Source organism: Psychrobacillus sp. OK032 (assembly GCF_900111345.1).
Taxonomy (GTDB): domain Bacteria; phylum Bacillota; class Bacilli; order Bacillales_A; family Planococcaceae; genus Psychrobacillus.
Genome location: NZ_FOGY01000014.1, coordinates 17350 through 32590, shown reverse-complemented (window position 1 = coordinate 32590; position 15241 = coordinate 17350). Strand labels below are relative to the sequence as shown.

At 33.0% G+C, this 15241-nt stretch carries 20 protein-coding genes and 1 pseudogene; 4 read left to right on the top strand and 17 right to left on the bottom strand.

The features are described 5' to 3' along the window. Positions 1 to 93: pseudogene (locus tag BMZ04_RS22985) on the top strand (spore coat protein); the annotation flags it as partial. A 163-nt stretch (positions 94 to 256) separates the two neighbouring features. Here the strand turns inward: BMZ04_RS22985 and BMZ04_RS20385 are convergent. The 6 genes from BMZ04_RS20385 to BMZ04_RS20365 all read right to left on the bottom strand — a co-directional run bounded on the left by BMZ04_RS20385 (position 257) and on the right by BMZ04_RS20365 (position 3345). Continuing rightward, on the bottom strand, positions 257 to 457 hold the full coding sequence (locus BMZ04_RS20385; protein WP_093276963.1) for a hypothetical protein: 201 nt from the start codon (positions 455 to 457) through the stop codon (positions 257 to 259). A 148-nt stretch (positions 458 to 605) separates the two neighbouring features. Then, entirely contained in the window at positions 606 to 1022 is a 417-nt protein-coding gene (locus BMZ04_RS20380) for a flavoprotein (RefSeq protein WP_093276960.1), read from the bottom strand. Positions 1023 to 1123: 101 nt separating this feature from the next. Further along, positions 1124 to 1294 (bottom strand): hypothetical protein, encoded by a 171-nt coding sequence (locus BMZ04_RS22535; protein WP_177184523.1) that lies wholly within the window; start codon positions 1292 to 1294, stop codon positions 1124 to 1126. Positions 1295 to 1658: 364 nt separating this feature from the next. Then, positions 1659 to 2399 carry a class I SAM-dependent methyltransferase gene (locus BMZ04_RS20375; RefSeq protein WP_093276981.1) on the bottom strand — a complete coding sequence of 247 codons (741 nt, stop codon included), beginning with the start codon at positions 2397 to 2399 and terminating at the stop codon, positions 1659 to 1661. Between the two features lie 217 nt (positions 2400 to 2616). Further along, positions 2617 to 2964, bottom strand: a complete 348-nt coding sequence (locus BMZ04_RS20370) for an ASCH domain-containing protein (protein ID WP_255368043.1) — start codon at positions 2962 to 2964, stop codon at positions 2617 to 2619. Between the two features lie 60 nt (positions 2965 to 3024). After that, positions 3025 to 3345: a hypothetical protein gene (locus tag BMZ04_RS20365; protein ID WP_093276957.1), complete on the bottom strand. Its 321-nt coding sequence runs from the start codon at positions 3343 to 3345 to the stop codon at positions 3025 to 3027. Positions 3346 to 3753: 408 nt separating this feature from the next. Here BMZ04_RS20365 and BMZ04_RS20360 point away from each other — a divergent pair, with 408 nt between their 5' ends. Then, entirely contained in the window at positions 3754 to 4944 is a 1191-nt protein-coding gene (locus BMZ04_RS20360; protein ID WP_093276953.1) for an MFS transporter, read from the top strand. Positions 4945 to 5640: 696 nt separating this feature from the next. On the opposite strand, the gene BMZ04_RS20355 is transcribed toward BMZ04_RS20360, so the two are convergent. From BMZ04_RS20355 to BMZ04_RS20345, 3 genes are all read right to left on the bottom strand, one after another. Further along, positions 5641 to 6087, bottom strand: coding sequence for a hypothetical protein (locus BMZ04_RS20355; RefSeq protein WP_093276949.1), 447 nt, complete (start codon positions 6085 to 6087; stop codon positions 5641 to 5643). Positions 6088 to 6505: 418 nt separating this feature from the next. After that, positions 6506 to 6913, bottom strand: coding sequence for a hypothetical protein (locus tag BMZ04_RS20350; protein ID WP_093276946.1), 408 nt, complete (start codon positions 6911 to 6913; stop codon positions 6506 to 6508). Between the two features lie 133 nt (positions 6914 to 7046). Beyond that, positions 7047 to 7484 carry a GNAT family N-acetyltransferase gene (locus BMZ04_RS20345; protein WP_255368042.1) on the bottom strand — a complete coding sequence of 146 codons (438 nt, stop codon included), beginning with the start codon at positions 7482 to 7484 and terminating at the stop codon, positions 7047 to 7049. 290 nt (positions 7485 to 7774) lie between these two features. Between BMZ04_RS20345 and BMZ04_RS20340 the strand changes: the two genes are divergently transcribed. Then, complete coding sequence (locus BMZ04_RS20340; protein WP_093276943.1) at positions 7775 to 8221, top strand: AraC family transcriptional regulator; 447 nt, start codon at positions 7775 to 7777, stop codon at positions 8219 to 8221. A 254-nt stretch (positions 8222 to 8475) separates the two neighbouring features. Here the strand turns inward: BMZ04_RS20340 and BMZ04_RS20335 are convergent, their stop codons facing one another. The 3 genes from BMZ04_RS20335 to BMZ04_RS20320 all read right to left on the bottom strand — a co-directional run bounded on the left by BMZ04_RS20335 (position 8476) and on the right by BMZ04_RS20320 (position 10299). After that, positions 8476 to 8724, bottom strand: coding sequence for a DUF3923 family protein (locus BMZ04_RS20335; RefSeq protein ID WP_093276939.1), 249 nt, complete (start codon positions 8722 to 8724; stop codon positions 8476 to 8478). A gap of 385 nt (positions 8725 to 9109) precedes the next feature. Further along, positions 9110 to 9412 carry a hypothetical protein gene (locus BMZ04_RS20325; protein WP_093276933.1) on the bottom strand — a complete coding sequence of 101 codons (303 nt, stop codon included), beginning with the start codon at positions 9410 to 9412 and terminating at the stop codon, positions 9110 to 9112. A 302-nt stretch (positions 9413 to 9714) separates the two neighbouring features. Next, a complete protein-coding gene (locus tag BMZ04_RS20320; protein WP_093276930.1) occupies positions 9715 to 10299 on the bottom strand; it encodes a zinc metalloprotease in 585 nt (194 codons plus the stop codon). Between the two features lie 384 nt (positions 10300 to 10683). On the opposite strand from BMZ04_RS20320, the gene BMZ04_RS20315 reads away from it, so the two are divergent. Further along, positions 10684 to 11604, top strand: coding sequence for a transient-receptor-potential channel family protein (locus BMZ04_RS20315; RefSeq protein WP_093276927.1), 921 nt, complete (start codon positions 10684 to 10686; stop codon positions 11602 to 11604). Positions 11605 to 11971: 367 nt separating this feature from the next. On the opposite strand, the gene BMZ04_RS20310 is transcribed toward BMZ04_RS20315, so the two are convergent. From BMZ04_RS20310 to BMZ04_RS20290, 5 genes are all read right to left on the bottom strand, one after another. Then, positions 11972 to 12253, bottom strand: coding sequence for a hypothetical protein (locus tag BMZ04_RS20310; RefSeq protein WP_093276923.1), 282 nt, complete (start codon positions 12251 to 12253; stop codon positions 11972 to 11974). 143 nt (positions 12254 to 12396) lie between these two features. Then, entirely contained in the window at positions 12397 to 12666 is a 270-nt protein-coding gene (locus BMZ04_RS20305; RefSeq protein WP_093276919.1) for a DUF4190 domain-containing protein, read from the bottom strand. Between the two features lie 516 nt (positions 12667 to 13182). Further along, complete coding sequence (locus tag BMZ04_RS20300; RefSeq protein ID WP_093276914.1) at positions 13183 to 13716, bottom strand: SF0329 family protein; 534 nt, start codon at positions 13714 to 13716, stop codon at positions 13183 to 13185. Positions 13717 to 14093: 377 nt separating this feature from the next. Beyond that, positions 14094 to 14543, bottom strand: a complete 450-nt coding sequence (locus tag BMZ04_RS20295; RefSeq protein ID WP_093276908.1) for a GNAT family N-acetyltransferase — start codon at positions 14541 to 14543, stop codon at positions 14094 to 14096. Positions 14544 to 14743: 200 nt separating this feature from the next. Beyond that, positions 14744 to 15199, bottom strand: coding sequence for a DUF3291 domain-containing protein (locus BMZ04_RS20290; RefSeq protein WP_093276903.1), 456 nt, complete (start codon positions 15197 to 15199; stop codon positions 14744 to 14746). Positions 15200 to 15241 lie beyond the last annotated feature (42 nt).

The following is a 15241-nucleotide window of genomic DNA, read 5'->3' as shown; positions in this document are numbered from 1 at the left end:
ACCAATGTTATATTAAGGATCAGTGCAGCTTTATTTAACTCATTAAGAAATTCTGGTGTTCGTGAATGTATTCCTCAAAATTTCATTAACTAAATGTTATCGACCTTTTAAATGTAAGGGTACAAAAAACAAGCGAACAATTTTATTGGGAGCTTGTTTTTTATTTTGAAGGTATTTATGCATGTTTAACACTTCAAAATTAAACGATTTTATTATTTCTTAACAACCCGTTAGCTTAACAACTATGTTGTCTTTTTTAATAGTAATTACCGATAAAATAGCTACAAATTATCCCGATAATAAAAGGAACTACTGAACCTCCTGCTTCGAACCCTGTTGAAGTTTCTTTGTAAAAACTATACATGAACAATTTAAAATCAAACAAATATCCAATCAATAGAAGTAAACTACTTACACTGATAAATGATATTAAACCTACAAATACTGTTTTTATCAAAACTACACCTTCTTTCCACTTTTACGTTTTTCTACATTCTAACATATGTGGAATTAACCGAATGATGTATAATACTAACCTGCTGCGTTAGTTTAAAAAGAAAAAAGAGTTGCCTAAGCAACCCATGATCTTCAACTAAACTGCACCGTTAGTTGAATAACACGCTGTTTGTACTAACATAAGGAATTCCAGCTTCTATATAACTTCTTACTAATTTCCAATCGTTCATGCTATTTTTTTTAAACGTCTGAAAGAACAAATTTGCTGTTTCTAAACTCTTACCTTGAATAATCAAAGTAGCTGATAAAATAGCCATAGTTTCACTTTCTCTTAAAGGAAGAATTGAAATTACTTTTATATTCCATTGAGCGTTATTTTCTTTAGCAAATTTAAAACCTTGTTCCCATCCATTTAGTGATTCTTCATAACCAAAGTCAACTATATCTCCACCTGTTATTTCTCTTGCTTCATAATCTTGTGATATTAAGTTTTTCATGTCCGTTAAAGATGAATCTCTCCAAACATCTAAATAAGTATCTAAAAACATTGAAAATGAGTTGTGCATTAAAGAACCTCCTCCTTAGTTATGTTTGTAGTTACAATTCTATATTAGAAGAAATATTCCTTCTTCAACTAACCTGCCGCGTTAGTTTAATAACAGTTAATTTATTCACTAAGCATATAGCCAATTACTTCATTGGAATCGGGGTCAACGAGGATTAAAGGTGTACCGATTACAACACTATCTTTATCTTCAAAAGAAACGGTTAATAACTCTTTTCCATCATAAGTTTTATCCAACAAATCATAGCTATTATCAGCTCTCTCCTCCTTCATATAGATATTCTTTGTTATACAAATATTATCCTACCATATATTTCTAAATAATTTACCATGAAGCCAGAGTTGAGGACAACGGCTTGGTGCTATAAATGACTGCCTACTTCAAAAACTAATTTAATTGAAATCTGAAACACAAACAGCCATTTGCTTTTATGTTCATAAATCCGTCATTTGAAAAATCCGTATATATAGGACCTGCAACTATTACAATGTGCGGTAAGTTCTGCATAGCATATATTCAAGTAAAAATGTGAAAATTCCTTGTTCAACTAAACTGGCTTCTTTAGTCTAATAAAAAAGGCTTTACTCCCTCTTGAAGTAAAGCACCCGTTAGTTGTACAAGAAATTTTTTTTAAGTCTATATTACACATTCAAATACTTGAAATGAACTTCCCTCTCCATATCCGTTAATAACTTCATGGAGAATAATTTCATCAAAGCCATTAGTTTTTAAAATATTTTCAAATTCGCCAGATTCATAAAGGCGAATAGGGAAATCCATTATTTCTGCTTTCTCAATTTGACCATCTTTAACTAATTGATATTTCAATTTTGTATTTAACATCTTACTAACTTGGTCATAATTGACTTTCTTATATTCAATAATCTCGTTGCCCTCAAGGTAATGTCTATTCGTTTCAATCCAATCAGGAATATCTTCAACTGTACCTTTGTTTGTCATAACAGTTAAAAGTAATTTCCCATCTTCTTCTAAAATAGTTTTCATGTTATTAAGGCTATCTTTCACTAATTCATCTGGTAAAAGTGAAAAAGAACCAAATGGTATCATTATTAAATCATAATTTTTATCGCCTTTAAATTCTTCTATTTTCCCATGAGAAACATTCGGTTTAAAATTTAATTTCTGACCTTTTAATTTACATACCCGCAACATTTCTTCTGAAATGTCAAAGCCCTCAATGTCTATTCCTTTTTCCATAAAAGGAATGAGCATTCTACCGTTTCCACACATAGGTTCTAATACTTTCATCTTTTTATCTTGGACAAAAGATAGAAAAAACTCTAGTTCTTTTCCGTCTGCTATCGATTTACTTTTTTCGTATATCTGTGTGCAAAGTTCTCCATAATATTCATTCAACATAATCATATTTTTTTGTTTCATTTCTAGTTCACCTCAATATAATAGTTTATAAATCAACCATACTATACTACCCAAAACATTACTATTGTAATATTTTAAAAAGATTGATCATTCCGCAAATCGAATCTTCAACTAAACTGCACCGTTAGTTTAATAAGAAAAAAGGCTATACTCCTTCTTGAAGTAAAGCACCCGTTAGTTGAAAAAGTTTTGTTTAATACTTTATAGTAAAAGCCAATGTTCCCCATTGTTTTTCTTGTTCTGGTGTATATATTTCATAGGTTCCTTCTACCATTACCTTCATTGACCAACCTTCGCAAGCGAAATCTTGAAACGGAATATTTTCATACATTTCTTCAAATGTATTGTATTTTCTTAAATCTTTAACTTGTACCTTTAATGTTTCATTTTGTTCAGGCACCCTTATAAATTGGATAGTATCGCCTACTTTAATTTTCCTCCTATTCTCATCGTATAAACGAACCTCAACCGTCTTTTTTCCTTCTTTAATTGCTTTAAAATATTCTCCGTATAATCCCATTTTATGTACTATTTTATTCACCCCTAGTTTGTTTTTCGACATCTTCACCCTTGAAGTAAAGCACCCGTTAGTTGAATAAGGTTATCTATTTATTTTTAAGAGGCATACTCTCAAAGTTTCTCCTTTTACGTCTTCCTCCATTTGCTCATCATCTCTAACCTCTTCAAACGGAAAGCCATCGTGATATGGAAATCTTATAAACTCCCCAATAATAGGCTTAAGTTTATGTATAATTTCGATTTCACATCCGAATGGTAGGTTAGTGTCATAATCTGATATCAAACTAAACTTGATTTGTGCAGATTGCCAATCGAACCAAATATAAAAGAGCATTCCATCTCGATTATTTGAACCTCTTATTTGCTCACGTCTGTTCGTCAGCACTCTTCGGAAAAAATCCATGAAATCTTCCACTACTATCTCAGTCGCCAATTCCTTGCTGTTAGTTGAATAACATATTACCCATTATGAATTTCCAAGCAAAACGGTGAAAATAACAATTTTTTTAAAAAGGCAATTGTTTTTACCCCGACCCCAACGACAAATATGCCACTGCTCACCGTGATATTACTAAGTGAGGTTTTACATACTAATTTTCTTAATACCTAATGCTGACAATAGCACTATCAACATTAATGTGCTTTCTTAAATAGTTTTATGCTAACTCCCTATGCATTGTCGAACCTGGTAATCCATTATCTCCTATTTGATAAGAAAAGGTTTTTCCCGAAAAAATATTTTATGGTAAGATGTTTAGGTCGTGTATCTACTATCTGACACATTTACATTCATCTAAGAAAAGAGGTATTTATGCACCCCACAAAATTATCCAAGCGACATTGGTTACTCATCTTAACACTTTCTTTATTAACATTTGTTCTCGGGACAAGCGAATTTGTTATTGTCGGAATCTTAACCGATATTTCCTCGAGCCTTCAAATAACAAATGCCAAAGCAGGCACACTCGTTTCTGCGTTTGCAATTACGTTTGCCATCGCCACACCACTAGTGATGTCAGCAACAAGTCATTTTCCAAAGCGGAAATGGATGTTGTTTTTGATTGGTTCTTTCATCGTCCTGAATGCTTTGTGTATAATCTCGACAAGCTACATGACGCTCCTTGCACTTCGGATTATGACAGCGATTGTAACAGGAGTATTAATCTCTCTAGCCATGATTGTTGCAAGTGAAACCATGCCGATTAAAAAACGCGGAATTGCTATATCATTTGTTTTCGGTGGTTTCACACTTGCGAATGTCGTTGGAGTGCCAATTGGTATTGTCATCGCCGATTCGTACGGCTGGAATGCCACTTTCATGTTAACTACTTTCCTAGGAGGATTGGCGTTTTTTGCAGCCTTTTTCGTCTTACCCAATAGACTCAGCCAAATACGCAGTTCGATACGGGATCAGTTTTCATTAATGACCAATCCAAGAATTTTGATGGCTTTTTTCATTCCTGCTCTCGGATTTGGCGCAACTTATACCGTCTTTACGTACCTTGTTCCTATCTTAAAGGGAATGGAAGTACCAAATCATTCAAATAGTTTAATCTTATTTGGTTACGGATTTATCTCGATTTTCAGCAACATCCTCGCAGGTAAAATTGCCGGCCACAATGCAATCGGTCGCCTTCGGTTTGTTTTTCTCGTGCAGGCAGTTGTTCTGACAAGTTTATTTTGGACTACAAATCATTTTATCTTAGGACTGGCAAACATTGGGTTGATGTCGTTAATGGCCATCCTCTTAACAACATCTACTCAGCTTTATTTAATAGACCTCGCCGGAATTTATCAGCCAAAAGCAACAGGTCTCGCTGCTTCACTTATGCCAGTGGCAAGCAACGTAGGTATCGCTTTTGGCTCTGCTTTAGGCGGAATTGTATACCATCAAGGGAATTTAATGAATGTAACTTGGGTTGGTGGGATAATTGCAGTCTGTGCAAGTCTGCTAACTTTCCTCACTCATAGTTTAGATCAAAAACAAAAGAAATCTGCTTAAAAGGTAAGCAACAAACGAATGGCATGCTTCCTATTGTATATCCAGAAGAACCAAAATCTTTTCATGCCTAGAAATTGAAAAAAGAAGTATCAAGGATGTTTTGTTGTTCTTTGATACTTCTTTTAACAAATACTGCTTACTCATATTTAAAATGTAATTTTTGCTTCCTAAGAAGTGGGGGTTTAGATTAAACAATCAAATTTATGATCTTTAAGTCTAATAGAAAACCTCATTCACTTTTGATACTGTTCACTGTAATTGATCTTCAACTATCCTGCTTCCTTAGTTGAAATGTAACATTTCACAATGAATCACCGAAATATACGTGATTTTTTGGACGTAAAAATAGACCATCGAAATGATGGTCTTGTTTAACTAAAGCACCCGTTAGTTTAAGTACAATGTTTCACAATCTAAACTAAACCTCTTCTTTTGTATATTCTGTATATGAGTCGAAATCTTCACAATCCAATATAAGTTCACAACTCTGAGGGTAAAGAAAAAAGAAAGTCTTGTAGTATCCGTCTTCAAACGACTTTGCATAAAAAGCTGTTTAAAGTTAAATAAAGAGAAACCTCCTAGAACGCTGTTAAATCAAGATTCTAAGAGGTTATATGTAATCCCAAACTTTTATTTGGGAACGTTTATTTGAGTATGACTGTATAAAACTTTTTATCGTTTTGATACCAAGATAAATTACGCATTTTTTAAAAGTTTCATTAGGTCTTCGTAGTTATCGAGTTCTTTATTAACAAAAAAATAACTTTCGTGTGAATTACAAGCAAGCCAAACTTTGTCACCACTATAAAGTATTAAATCTTCTGGTAAACTTCCAATCCATCCAAAAAGTGAGTTACTTTTTGTTTGTAAAAAATTTTTCGTTTGTTCATTTAACTCGTAATAACATACATACGCTGTTGCTTCTAAAAGTTTATTTACTTCCCATTCGGATTGCTCTTTCATTTCAATTAATGAATTTTTAATATCCTTTACAAATTCGTTGAAATATTTCATAGCCAATTTCTCATCTGCCATCATATCTTTTCTTTTAACGAATGCAAATTTATCACATTTTTTAGAAGCTATTTCGATTAACGAACGATAATCTTCGCCTATTACATCTTTTTCATATGTTTCTAACATTTCACACACCCCTTAAATGGAAAATTGAGTATATTTTAACATAATTAAATTAGAATTAGTTTATTTGCTTTAATATAAAAACGTCCCCAAAGTGGTGTTTGGTAACATTTCTTTACTTAGCGTAGTAAATCTGACGATAATCCTTGTTGCACTAAACTGCCCCGTTAGTTCAATAAGAAAAAAAGCTTTACCCCTTCTTGAAGTAAAGCACCCGTTAGCCATCCATGCAGCACAAAAAAATGCTGCACCACAGAGAATGAAAATGGTTAGGAAGTGTCAATACTGATACTGACCTTAATCCAGTCAACCGTAATCCATAGACTTATTTACGCTCTCCTCTTTTTTTTTAACGATTAAGTAGGGGTCTTCTTAAATTCATTTCTTGAAGCACTAATTTTCATGGGAGTTAAAGAAGAACTCATTTTTCAAATCTCACTAACGTTTTTTCAGGCATTTTTATCTGTTCAATGTCAAAGTTATTGATTCGAAGAGTTATCTCACCTTCCCGCTTATCAGCTTCTTCTCCGACCCAACAACTATACAGTTCAAAAAAATCACCTTTATCAATGTAACTGTCCATAATTTTACACAGTTCAATTAGCTTCTCTTTTGATTCAGCACACGTTTTTTGGTTCATATATTCCGAAATCTCTATTCCCCAGTCACTTGATACTTCGTAAACAAAAGGAGTAGTAAATTGATGTTTTTTCACATCTCGACGGTTGTACTTGTTCGAAAAACAATCTCCAATAATAATTAAATCGTCTGACTCTTCATTACTAAGAGGTATTTCTATATTGCATCCAATATAACTTGCTAAACTCATTTCACAATCTCCTTTTCTCGCTATTTTAACATTCAACTTATTCAATTAAACTTTCGTTAGTTTTGGACGTAAAAATAGATCATCGAAATGATGGTCTTGTTCTGCTAAAGCACCCGTTAGTTGAATATCGTACTTATGTTAAAGATGTTTTAAACACATAACTTACTTTGTCGTAATTCATCCTCTCTTCATAAAAACGGTGTGCATTTGTACGCTGTAACCCTGAGGATAGGGCAACACTTTCATACTTATTTTCTCTTGCCCATTCATGAACATGTGTAAGTAATTTTTCTCCATATCCTTTTGACCGTATATTTGTGTCCGTAACCAAATCACAAACCCAAACAAATCTTCCATAATATAATGTTGTCATTGGCTTAAACCCAGTCACCGCTACAATTTTATCTTCATAAAATAAAGCCAACATTTTATATCTGTCTACTTCTTGTGCTTCCAGTACTAATTCAAGGTAAGTACTTTCATCAAGATGAGTTCGTAACTGCTTCATAATTGGAAATGCTTCAATAATCTCTTTACGAGATTTTAGTTCTTTAATCATTAAAGTATTCAATGTTGAAACCCCTTTTCAATTTTTCTGTTAATTAAATCTATCATACTTTCTTATTGAACTAAGCTGCCACGTTAGTTTAAGTGTAACATTTCACAATGGATCGACGAAATCTACTTGATGTTTTGGACGGAAAAATAGACCATCGAAATGATGGTCTTGATTAACTAAAGCACCCGTTAGTTGAATAAGGAAAAATATTATTTTTAAAAAATAAAGTGTATATATTTTTTAAGCATGTTACATTCGAAATGTACCAATCAAATCCAAATGAAGAAAGGAGGAAAGAATTTATGAAGTTTAAAGTTGAAATACTCCCTAACTATCGCTTGGCTTACGTGCGACGAGTTGGTCCGTATGGTTCAGCAAATATTGAAGTAATGGAGAAGTTAAAAAAATGGGCAAAAGAGAAAAATCTTTCGGCTATTATACTTGCAATTCAACAAGATAACCCAGAGACAACGCTTCCTGAAAACTGTAGATTTGATGCTTGTATTGTGATTACAGAGGATTATCAAATGGATGATTCAATTTGCGAAGGTGAACTTGCAGGTGGAAAATACCTTATTTACGAAGTCAAACATACAGCTGAAGACATTCAAAAAGCATATGCTTATATTTTTCCTACTCTTCAAAGCAATGGATATCAGATTGATAACAAACCCATTTTGGAAAGATACACTGAGGATATGGTAAACAACCATTATTGCGAAATATGTGTACCGATAAAACAGTTATAGTTTGATTTGCTATTTTTACTTGTTTGATACTTTAGCATCTGAAAAACAACATTGAAAGAGAAGAACAAGCGGTTTAATAGTACTGACAACTTCTTGTTCTTCTTTCATTATTCTGCCCCTATAGTTGTTAGAAGAAAAAGGCTTTACCCCTTCTTGAAGTAAAGCACCCGTTAGTTGAATAAGAGAAGGGACGTTTATTCCACAATCGCGCCCGATTGCTTAGTTTGCTAATTTCTTAAATACATCCCCCCTTTTTATATTTGCTGAATTTTAGTTTTTTTATTACTGTTAATTACCAAGTTAACAATTAGCCAGACAACTTGAATTATTACCGGGAATATAAATGCAATTAATAAAACTATAAATGCTGCTAATTTTGCCTCAGTTGTTTGAGTAACACCTGCGCCATCAACCTCCCTAAGCCAAACGAAAGCTGTACCTACTGCAAAAACAGCTACCCAAAAGATGTTAGCAATCCACCAAAAGAGCCATAGCTTTTTCATTTTCTCACTCCTTATCTTTCTTCATAATTACTGAAAACAATCCAAAAACATTTTTTCCATTACTTCCCACTTTATATTTCTATCTTACAGTGCGAATGAATTCCTGTAATTGGATCTGAGATGTATTTTATGCTAAGGCTTGAGATGTATAAAACTCCACTGTTTCCTTCACTGTCACAATACACAACTCCACAATCTGGCCCTATTGTGGAACAAGCTAAAATTTTTCTTATTCAACTAAACTGCCGCTTTAATTTTATTAGAAAAAAGGCTTTACTCCTTCTTGTAGTAAAGCACCCGTTAATGCAAGAAGAACAGAGTTTCTATTAGCCAGCTTACCAAACGTGATAAATCTATTTAATTGTTATTCGGCATGGCTGCGGGATTATTTAGTAACAATTTCGCGTAGGAATGGCATGATTACTCCCCCGACGAACAAAGCGATGGCGATGTAAAGGATCGTTCCAGCTATTGGCAGAATCCATTTTTTCTTCTTGAATTGGAACCAGTAATTAACTGCCCACATGACGAGCAGGAAAACAAAAAGACCGAATTTAAACATGTCAGAGATAGGGTCTTGGACTGGGGGGCTAATATTTACCACAGAGAAAAACGCGAGAAAACCGATAGCTCCCAATAGGATTAAATTGACAACATGCACGACAATATTATAAGAATTGTTATTCATTAAATCTCCACCCTGATCATTTATAGTTCACAATCTCAATTTATTAATAACATTTTATCAAACTTTTATATAAATTATCGTTCTTTCTTATAGAGAATCAAACGTTATTTCAAAGCCAGATGATAAAACAACGAACAAAACATTAGTAAAGGACCCTCATTATCTACTCCCCTTCTCATCTGAATTAAACAAACAATGCTTCTTAAACTAACCTGCTGCTTTAGTTGAATAACAATAAGGCGTTCTACTGATAACCCTGTTCTGCTAAAGCACCCGTTAGTGTAATAAGAAAAAAGAGCTGCCTACGCAGCCCGTGTTCTTCGGCTAAAGAAAATTCTTCCTAATCCCATGCATAATATCATGATTATTATTGAAATGATGTATCCCAATCTCCAACTATCAGGACTTTTGATTAGCATGAAAATGATAAGGACAACTATAAATATTCCTATTAAAAATAAGGGTATTCTTAATTTTGGTTTGTAGTTTTGAACAGTTATCATATCACTTGCAAGAAAAATATTACTAATTGTCAAGTAACTTGCAGCCTTCACTAAATGAAATAAGGCAAATGAATAAAAAAAGAAAATTAAAATCGAGTTATTAAACTCAATCGTTAGTATAAGGAAGGATACAGGAATACCAAAAAGCAGATTTACTATTATTCCCGCTATGCCAATATTAAAGTACTGTTTACTATTTAGAGTTTGTGCCTTTTTTTCATCAACAGGCTGGGGTGTAGAGAAGAATAAATAGAATGGCACATGAACCTTAAAAGGATTATCTTTGCATTTATATTTTGCATATACGATCCCATGTCCAACTTCATGTAACCAAATCACTAAATATAAAGCACAGTACCCAACTATAAAATATAAGAAAGTCATTTATTTATTATCACCTCCTCCGTATGTATAATATTATTTCTTCATCCAATAAATCCTTCCTCCTTTAATAAAGTACTTCAACACCATTCTAAAAATAACCTGCTTGTTCAACTAACCTCCCCCTTTAGTTTTGAATAAGGAAAAAGGCTTTACTCCTTCTTGAAGTAAAGCACCTGTTAGTTGCATAAAAAAAACTGCCGAAGCAGTATTAGATTGGTGCTAAATAGTTTCTTCCCCCATTTCAGTTTTAATTGTTCTGCGCTATATTCGTTTTGAATTTCACCTTATCTCGTCATTCTTCCGCGTCTCCATTATTTGACAAAATATTAGATGGTCATTTGTTGTAAAATCAAAACAGGAATTAATCATCTAGGAGGAACAACAGTGACAACTATAATAGGATTTTTTGGGGCTTTACTAATAGCATTTTTAGCTCTTTGCGTAATACTTTTTTTATGGGCGAATTTTAGTGGAAAGAAAAATGATAGTGAATTAGCCACGTTTATGACTAAAAACAACATTACACAGTACAAATTTATCAGATTTAATTGGGACCATCTGATTTATGACTATGAAAGAAATGGATTATGGTTTTATAATCATAGAAAGGGTTTTAAGTTTATTAACAAACAGAGCATCTTTGAATGCGAAATAAAAATCGATGATAATACAGAGTATAGAACATCAATATCAGATGCAGCTGGTAGAGCTATAGTTGGTGGATTATTATTAGGTGGTGTTGGAGCAATTATTGGAGGTGTTACAGGCAGGAAAAATTCAAAAAACCTTGTCCATAAAGTTACACTAATTATCTACTTCGATTCTATCCATGGTGATAATGGGTATAAAGAAATAGAGGTATTTTCTAATCACAATGGTTGTGAAATGGATAATAGTGAATTTAGAAATGATTATAATCGTGCGATGAGTTGGTGTAAGTTCATAGAACAGCAAAAAAACACTAATACTGTAAAATCAAATTTTACAGAAAATATTCCAGAAGGAAATAAATTACTTATTAATAGTATCCTCAATAATGATGTTGAAGGAGTTATATTGAGCTTTGATAAATATAAAGCAGGTGCACACTCAAAGTCTCAAACTGGACAGACTGCGTTAGAATTAGCAATACAAAAAGATAATAAATATATTGTTGCATATTTAATTAAATATGGAGCTTTTCCCAATGCTCATGAAGTTGAAACTGCTTTAAAATATGGTAATAATGAAATAATTAAAATGGTAAAGTCCGGAAACCACAAAAAAATTATTAGTGATTTTGAGCTTTTAAGGAAAACCATATAAACGAGAGATTTGTTAAGATTTCAAAGAGGTGTTCTGGGACGTTAGTTAAACTAAGTACACCACAAAAGGACCATAACTTAGGTCCTTTTTTCTTTATAGATGAATTTAACATCAGTATTATTTAACAGGATCACTACCAATAGGTTCTAATATTTACTCTTCCTACATTTCTTTCGTTTGTTCTTTTATCTTCAAATAAATCGTTGGTTTTGGCACTCCTGTGAGCTTCACAATTTCTTTATCCTTCTTAAACTAAACTGCTTCGTTAGTTGAACAACAAAAGTGAGCTTTATTATCAGCTCTATATTTCCCTAAAGCACACCGTTAGTTGAACAACCACTGTAAAGAGTTCAAGTAATTATTAGTATCAAATAAAGATAATATCCATCAATAAACCAGTCAATATTAGTAAAATTCCAAATGTAAAATGTATCTTCTTTTGATTCAAACCTATTTTTTCAAACAACATGAACAGAAGAACAATACCCCCTATATATTGGGCACTCACAAAGAAACCACTTTCAACTAAAAATAAGTTAGGAAACGACTGATATAAAGCTGCTGTTGCCCCAAAAAGGAATAAAACTAATGGAATTCTTAAATTCCACTGTTTCCAATCCATATCCCTGGTTCTAATAATCTTTTGCATTAAAAATCCCCCTAATAAATAGATTAAACAACTTTTCATTTTGTACTCTTCTTTAACTAAACTGCTGCGTTAGTTCAACAAGAAAAAAGGCTTTACTCCTTCTTGAAGTAAAGCACCCGTTAGTTGAAGAAGAACTTGAAATACTAACTTACAATAGTTAGAGAATAGAAAGCAATAATACTCACCACTAGAAAGAGTTGAATGATAATCCCGACAATGCTACAAATTAAACCAGAGGTAGCTAATCCACTGCCACCTTCATCTGTTTTTACAATTTCTTTTGTCGCTTTTCTTGAAACTACAACTCCTATAACACCAAGTATCAATCCGATGTATGGTATTAGGATTGAAAGAATACCTAGTGTTAAGGAAATTACCGATTTACTGTTGTTTGTTTGAGTTTTTTCAACCATTTTTTATTACCACCTCGATTCTTTACTTATCCATTAATTGAATAATTTCCCCATATAACAAGTACTTCTACTTCTTTTCAAAAAATCCCTGCTTATTGAACTAACCTGCCGCGTTAGTTTAAGTGTACCATTTCACAATGGATTTCTGAGATCTACTTGATGTTTCGGATAAAAAAACAGACCATCGAAATGATGATCTTGTATAACTAAAGCACCAGTTAGTTTAAGTACAATGTTTCACAATCTAAACTAAACCTCTTCTTTTGTATAATCTGTATATGAGTCGAAATCTTCACAATCCAATATAAGTTCACAACTCTGAGGGTAAAGAATAAAGAAAGTCTTGTGGTATCCATCTTCAAACGACTTTGCATAAAAAGCTGTTTAAAGTTAAATAAAGAGAAACCTCCTAGAACGCTGTTAAATCAAGATTCTAAGAGGTTATATGTAATCCCAAACGTTTATTTGGGAACGTTATTTTAAAAGTGATGTATGCTTATTCATAAATAAATCGTTTTAAATGACGACTCTTACATTTTCTGCTTCACAACGTAGTTTAAAGAAGTCTTGGACTAACGGATGTTCACTTGCAATGGTGTCATTCATTTTCTTTAACGTTCGTTTCCCAATACGACGGTCCAAAAGACATAATATTTTAAATAAACTATCGGATGAGTCTAAACAATCTTCTATAGACGCGTTGAAATATTTTTCTAAAACAGAAAAGAAATCATATTGTGCATAAATTGCTTCGTTTTTCAATGATTGATGTGCCTTCTCTTGAATGGCAAGGTTATTAGATACGTCATCAAAGTTGAAATCGTCTAATTGTTTTTGTATAGCTCTTTCTCTGTAATATTCTTCTCTCTCTGCTGTGATTGTACACATATTTAACTTTTCTACTTTATCTACAGTAATGACGGCTCTACCTAACTGGTCGTGCGCACGTCTATAATTAATGACCTGAAAGTCCACTCTCGAACGCAAAGATTCGCAAGTGAAGCTTTTTAATTGTTTTTTTGCTTTACTCCATTTTGGACTATATAACAAATTAATACCTCCCAAAATCGTTTTATATTAAGTATAAATCAAAAGTTACCAAAGCGGTGTTTGGTAATATTTCTTTATTTAGTGTTGTAAATCCGCATAAATCTGACGATACTCCTTGTTGCACTAAACTGCGGCTTCAGTTTTAAAAAAATGCTTTACTCCTTCTTGAAGTAAGCACCCGTTAGTTTAAGTAGTTTTGAATTTATTCTATTGCTTCTTTTGGATTACATCTGCCAGTTAAGAATCCTAAAATGAGCCCTATTAAAAATTGCATATATGATACTCCCCATTTTTAATGAATCAATAAGAGTTACCTATTCAACCCAAGATCTTTATAATGCTAACTTTTTTATCACTAAAAGCCCAAATAACATCATTTATTTGGATATCCATTCATATTGAATATCTGGTAAATTTTCTTCATTTTCATGACCTCTACTTATGATTTCAAACCCATGGTTTTCATAAAACCGTTGTGCTTTTTCATTTACTTCAAATGTGTACAATGTTAATTTCCCACTTGATTGTGCTTTTGCTTTATCTAGTAATGTTCGACCTATACCGATTCCTTGATACTCTAGATGAATATATAGTTGGCTTATCTCCCTATCGTTATAGGCAATCATTCCAACAACTTCTTCATCAATTAACGCTAAATCTATTTGAAACTGTTCAGGTAATATATGATTTAAAAAATATACGTGATTTTCAAAGTCGTGAATTTCTTTTTGGCCAATAGCCTGTTCCTTACTATCTCGCCACATATCCACTGTTTGTTCTGCGTATTTGGAGCTATACGGAGTAATTCTGATTTTATATTGTTTCATGCTATGCCTCCTCAGAATTTTTTTAGGATATCTTATTTAACTAAAGCACCCGATAATTTAAGTGTAATACTTCACAATTGCCTCCAGAATTATTAAAGTGGCGATAAAAATGTCTCAGGAAGGTGTATTTATCCCTTAACGTCACCATTAATTTAAATGGATAATTTCCCATTTAAATTAATGGTGACCCTGCTACTTAATCAAGAATACCTCTCTTTTTCATCAAATGCATGCTTAAAATCAAATGCAAAAGGAGTGGGGCCATGCTGAATATAATAGTTGTATCTCTTGAATGCCTCCTCCCATGAGACATCCTTCTCCTTTTCTGTCCACCAAACTACATAAGTAAGGTGGTTCTCTGGATATGGCTCGATCCATCTACTTCTATCTCGTAATGCTTGCATATGCTGTCCTGAATAAGTAAAGCGATATAAGGATTGAAGGCTTCTCCATACAGTTAGTGTGAGAATAGGAGAACCATTTCCCTTTACGATATCGTCTGGGAAAGCGACTCCTTCAGGTGAAAACGCCTCTATAAGTCCTGATTTAGTTGCCTGACGATATACTTCATTTCCCACTTGAAAAAATTTACGAGAGGCGGGGTGGTCATAGGGGTGGTTTAGCCTGCCGATAGTACAGATTGAAACAAATGCCATAAACAGCCCTCCATCTATAGTCTTTTCGTAAATATATTCAAG

Coding starts and splice junctions, on each gene's coding strand:
- BMZ04_RS20380 (WP_093276960.1), bottom strand. CDS start 1,022: ATGCACAACTCATTTTCAATGTTTTTAGATACTTATTTAGATGTTTGG.
- BMZ04_RS22535 (WP_177184523.1), bottom strand. CDS start 1,294: ATGAAGGAGGAGAGAGCTGATAATAGCTATGATTTGTTGGATAAAACT.
- BMZ04_RS20365 (WP_093276957.1), bottom strand. CDS start 3,345: ATGGATTTTTTCCGAAGAGTGCTGACGAACAGACGTGAGCAAATAAGA.
- BMZ04_RS20360 (WP_093276953.1), top strand. CDS start 3,754: ATGCACCCCACAAAATTATCCAAGCGACATTGGTTACTCATCTTAACA.
- BMZ04_RS20355 (WP_093276949.1), bottom strand. CDS start 6,087: ATGTTAGAAACATATGAAAAAGATGTAATAGGCGAAGATTATCGTTCG.
- BMZ04_RS20350 (WP_093276946.1), bottom strand. CDS start 6,913: ATGAGTTTAGCAAGTTATATTGGATGCAATATAGAAATACCTCTTAGT.
- BMZ04_RS20340 (WP_093276943.1), top strand. CDS start 7,775: ATGAAGTTTAAAGTTGAAATACTCCCTAACTATCGCTTGGCTTACGTG.
- BMZ04_RS20335 (WP_093276939.1), bottom strand. CDS start 8,724: ATGAAAAAGCTATGGCTCTTTTGGTGGATTGCTAACATCTTTTGGGTA.
- BMZ04_RS20325 (WP_093276933.1), bottom strand. CDS start 9,412: ATGAATAACAATTCTTATAATATTGTCGTGCATGTTGTCAATTTAATC.
- BMZ04_RS20320 (WP_093276930.1), bottom strand. CDS start 10,299: ATGACTTTCTTATATTTTATAGTTGGGTACTGTGCTTTATATTTAGTG.
- BMZ04_RS20310 (WP_093276923.1), bottom strand. CDS start 12,253: ATGCAAAAGATTATTAGAACCAGGGATATGGATTGGAAACAGTGGAAT.
- BMZ04_RS20305 (WP_093276919.1), bottom strand. CDS start 12,666: ATGGTTGAAAAAACTCAAACAAACAACAGTAAATCGGTAATTTCCTTA.
- BMZ04_RS20295 (WP_093276908.1), bottom strand. CDS start 14,543: ATGAAACAATATAAAATCAGAATTACTCCGTATAGCTCCAAATACGCA.
- BMZ04_RS20290 (WP_093276903.1), bottom strand. CDS start 15,199: ATGGCATTTGTTTCAATCTGTACTATCGGCAGGCTAAACCACCCCTAT.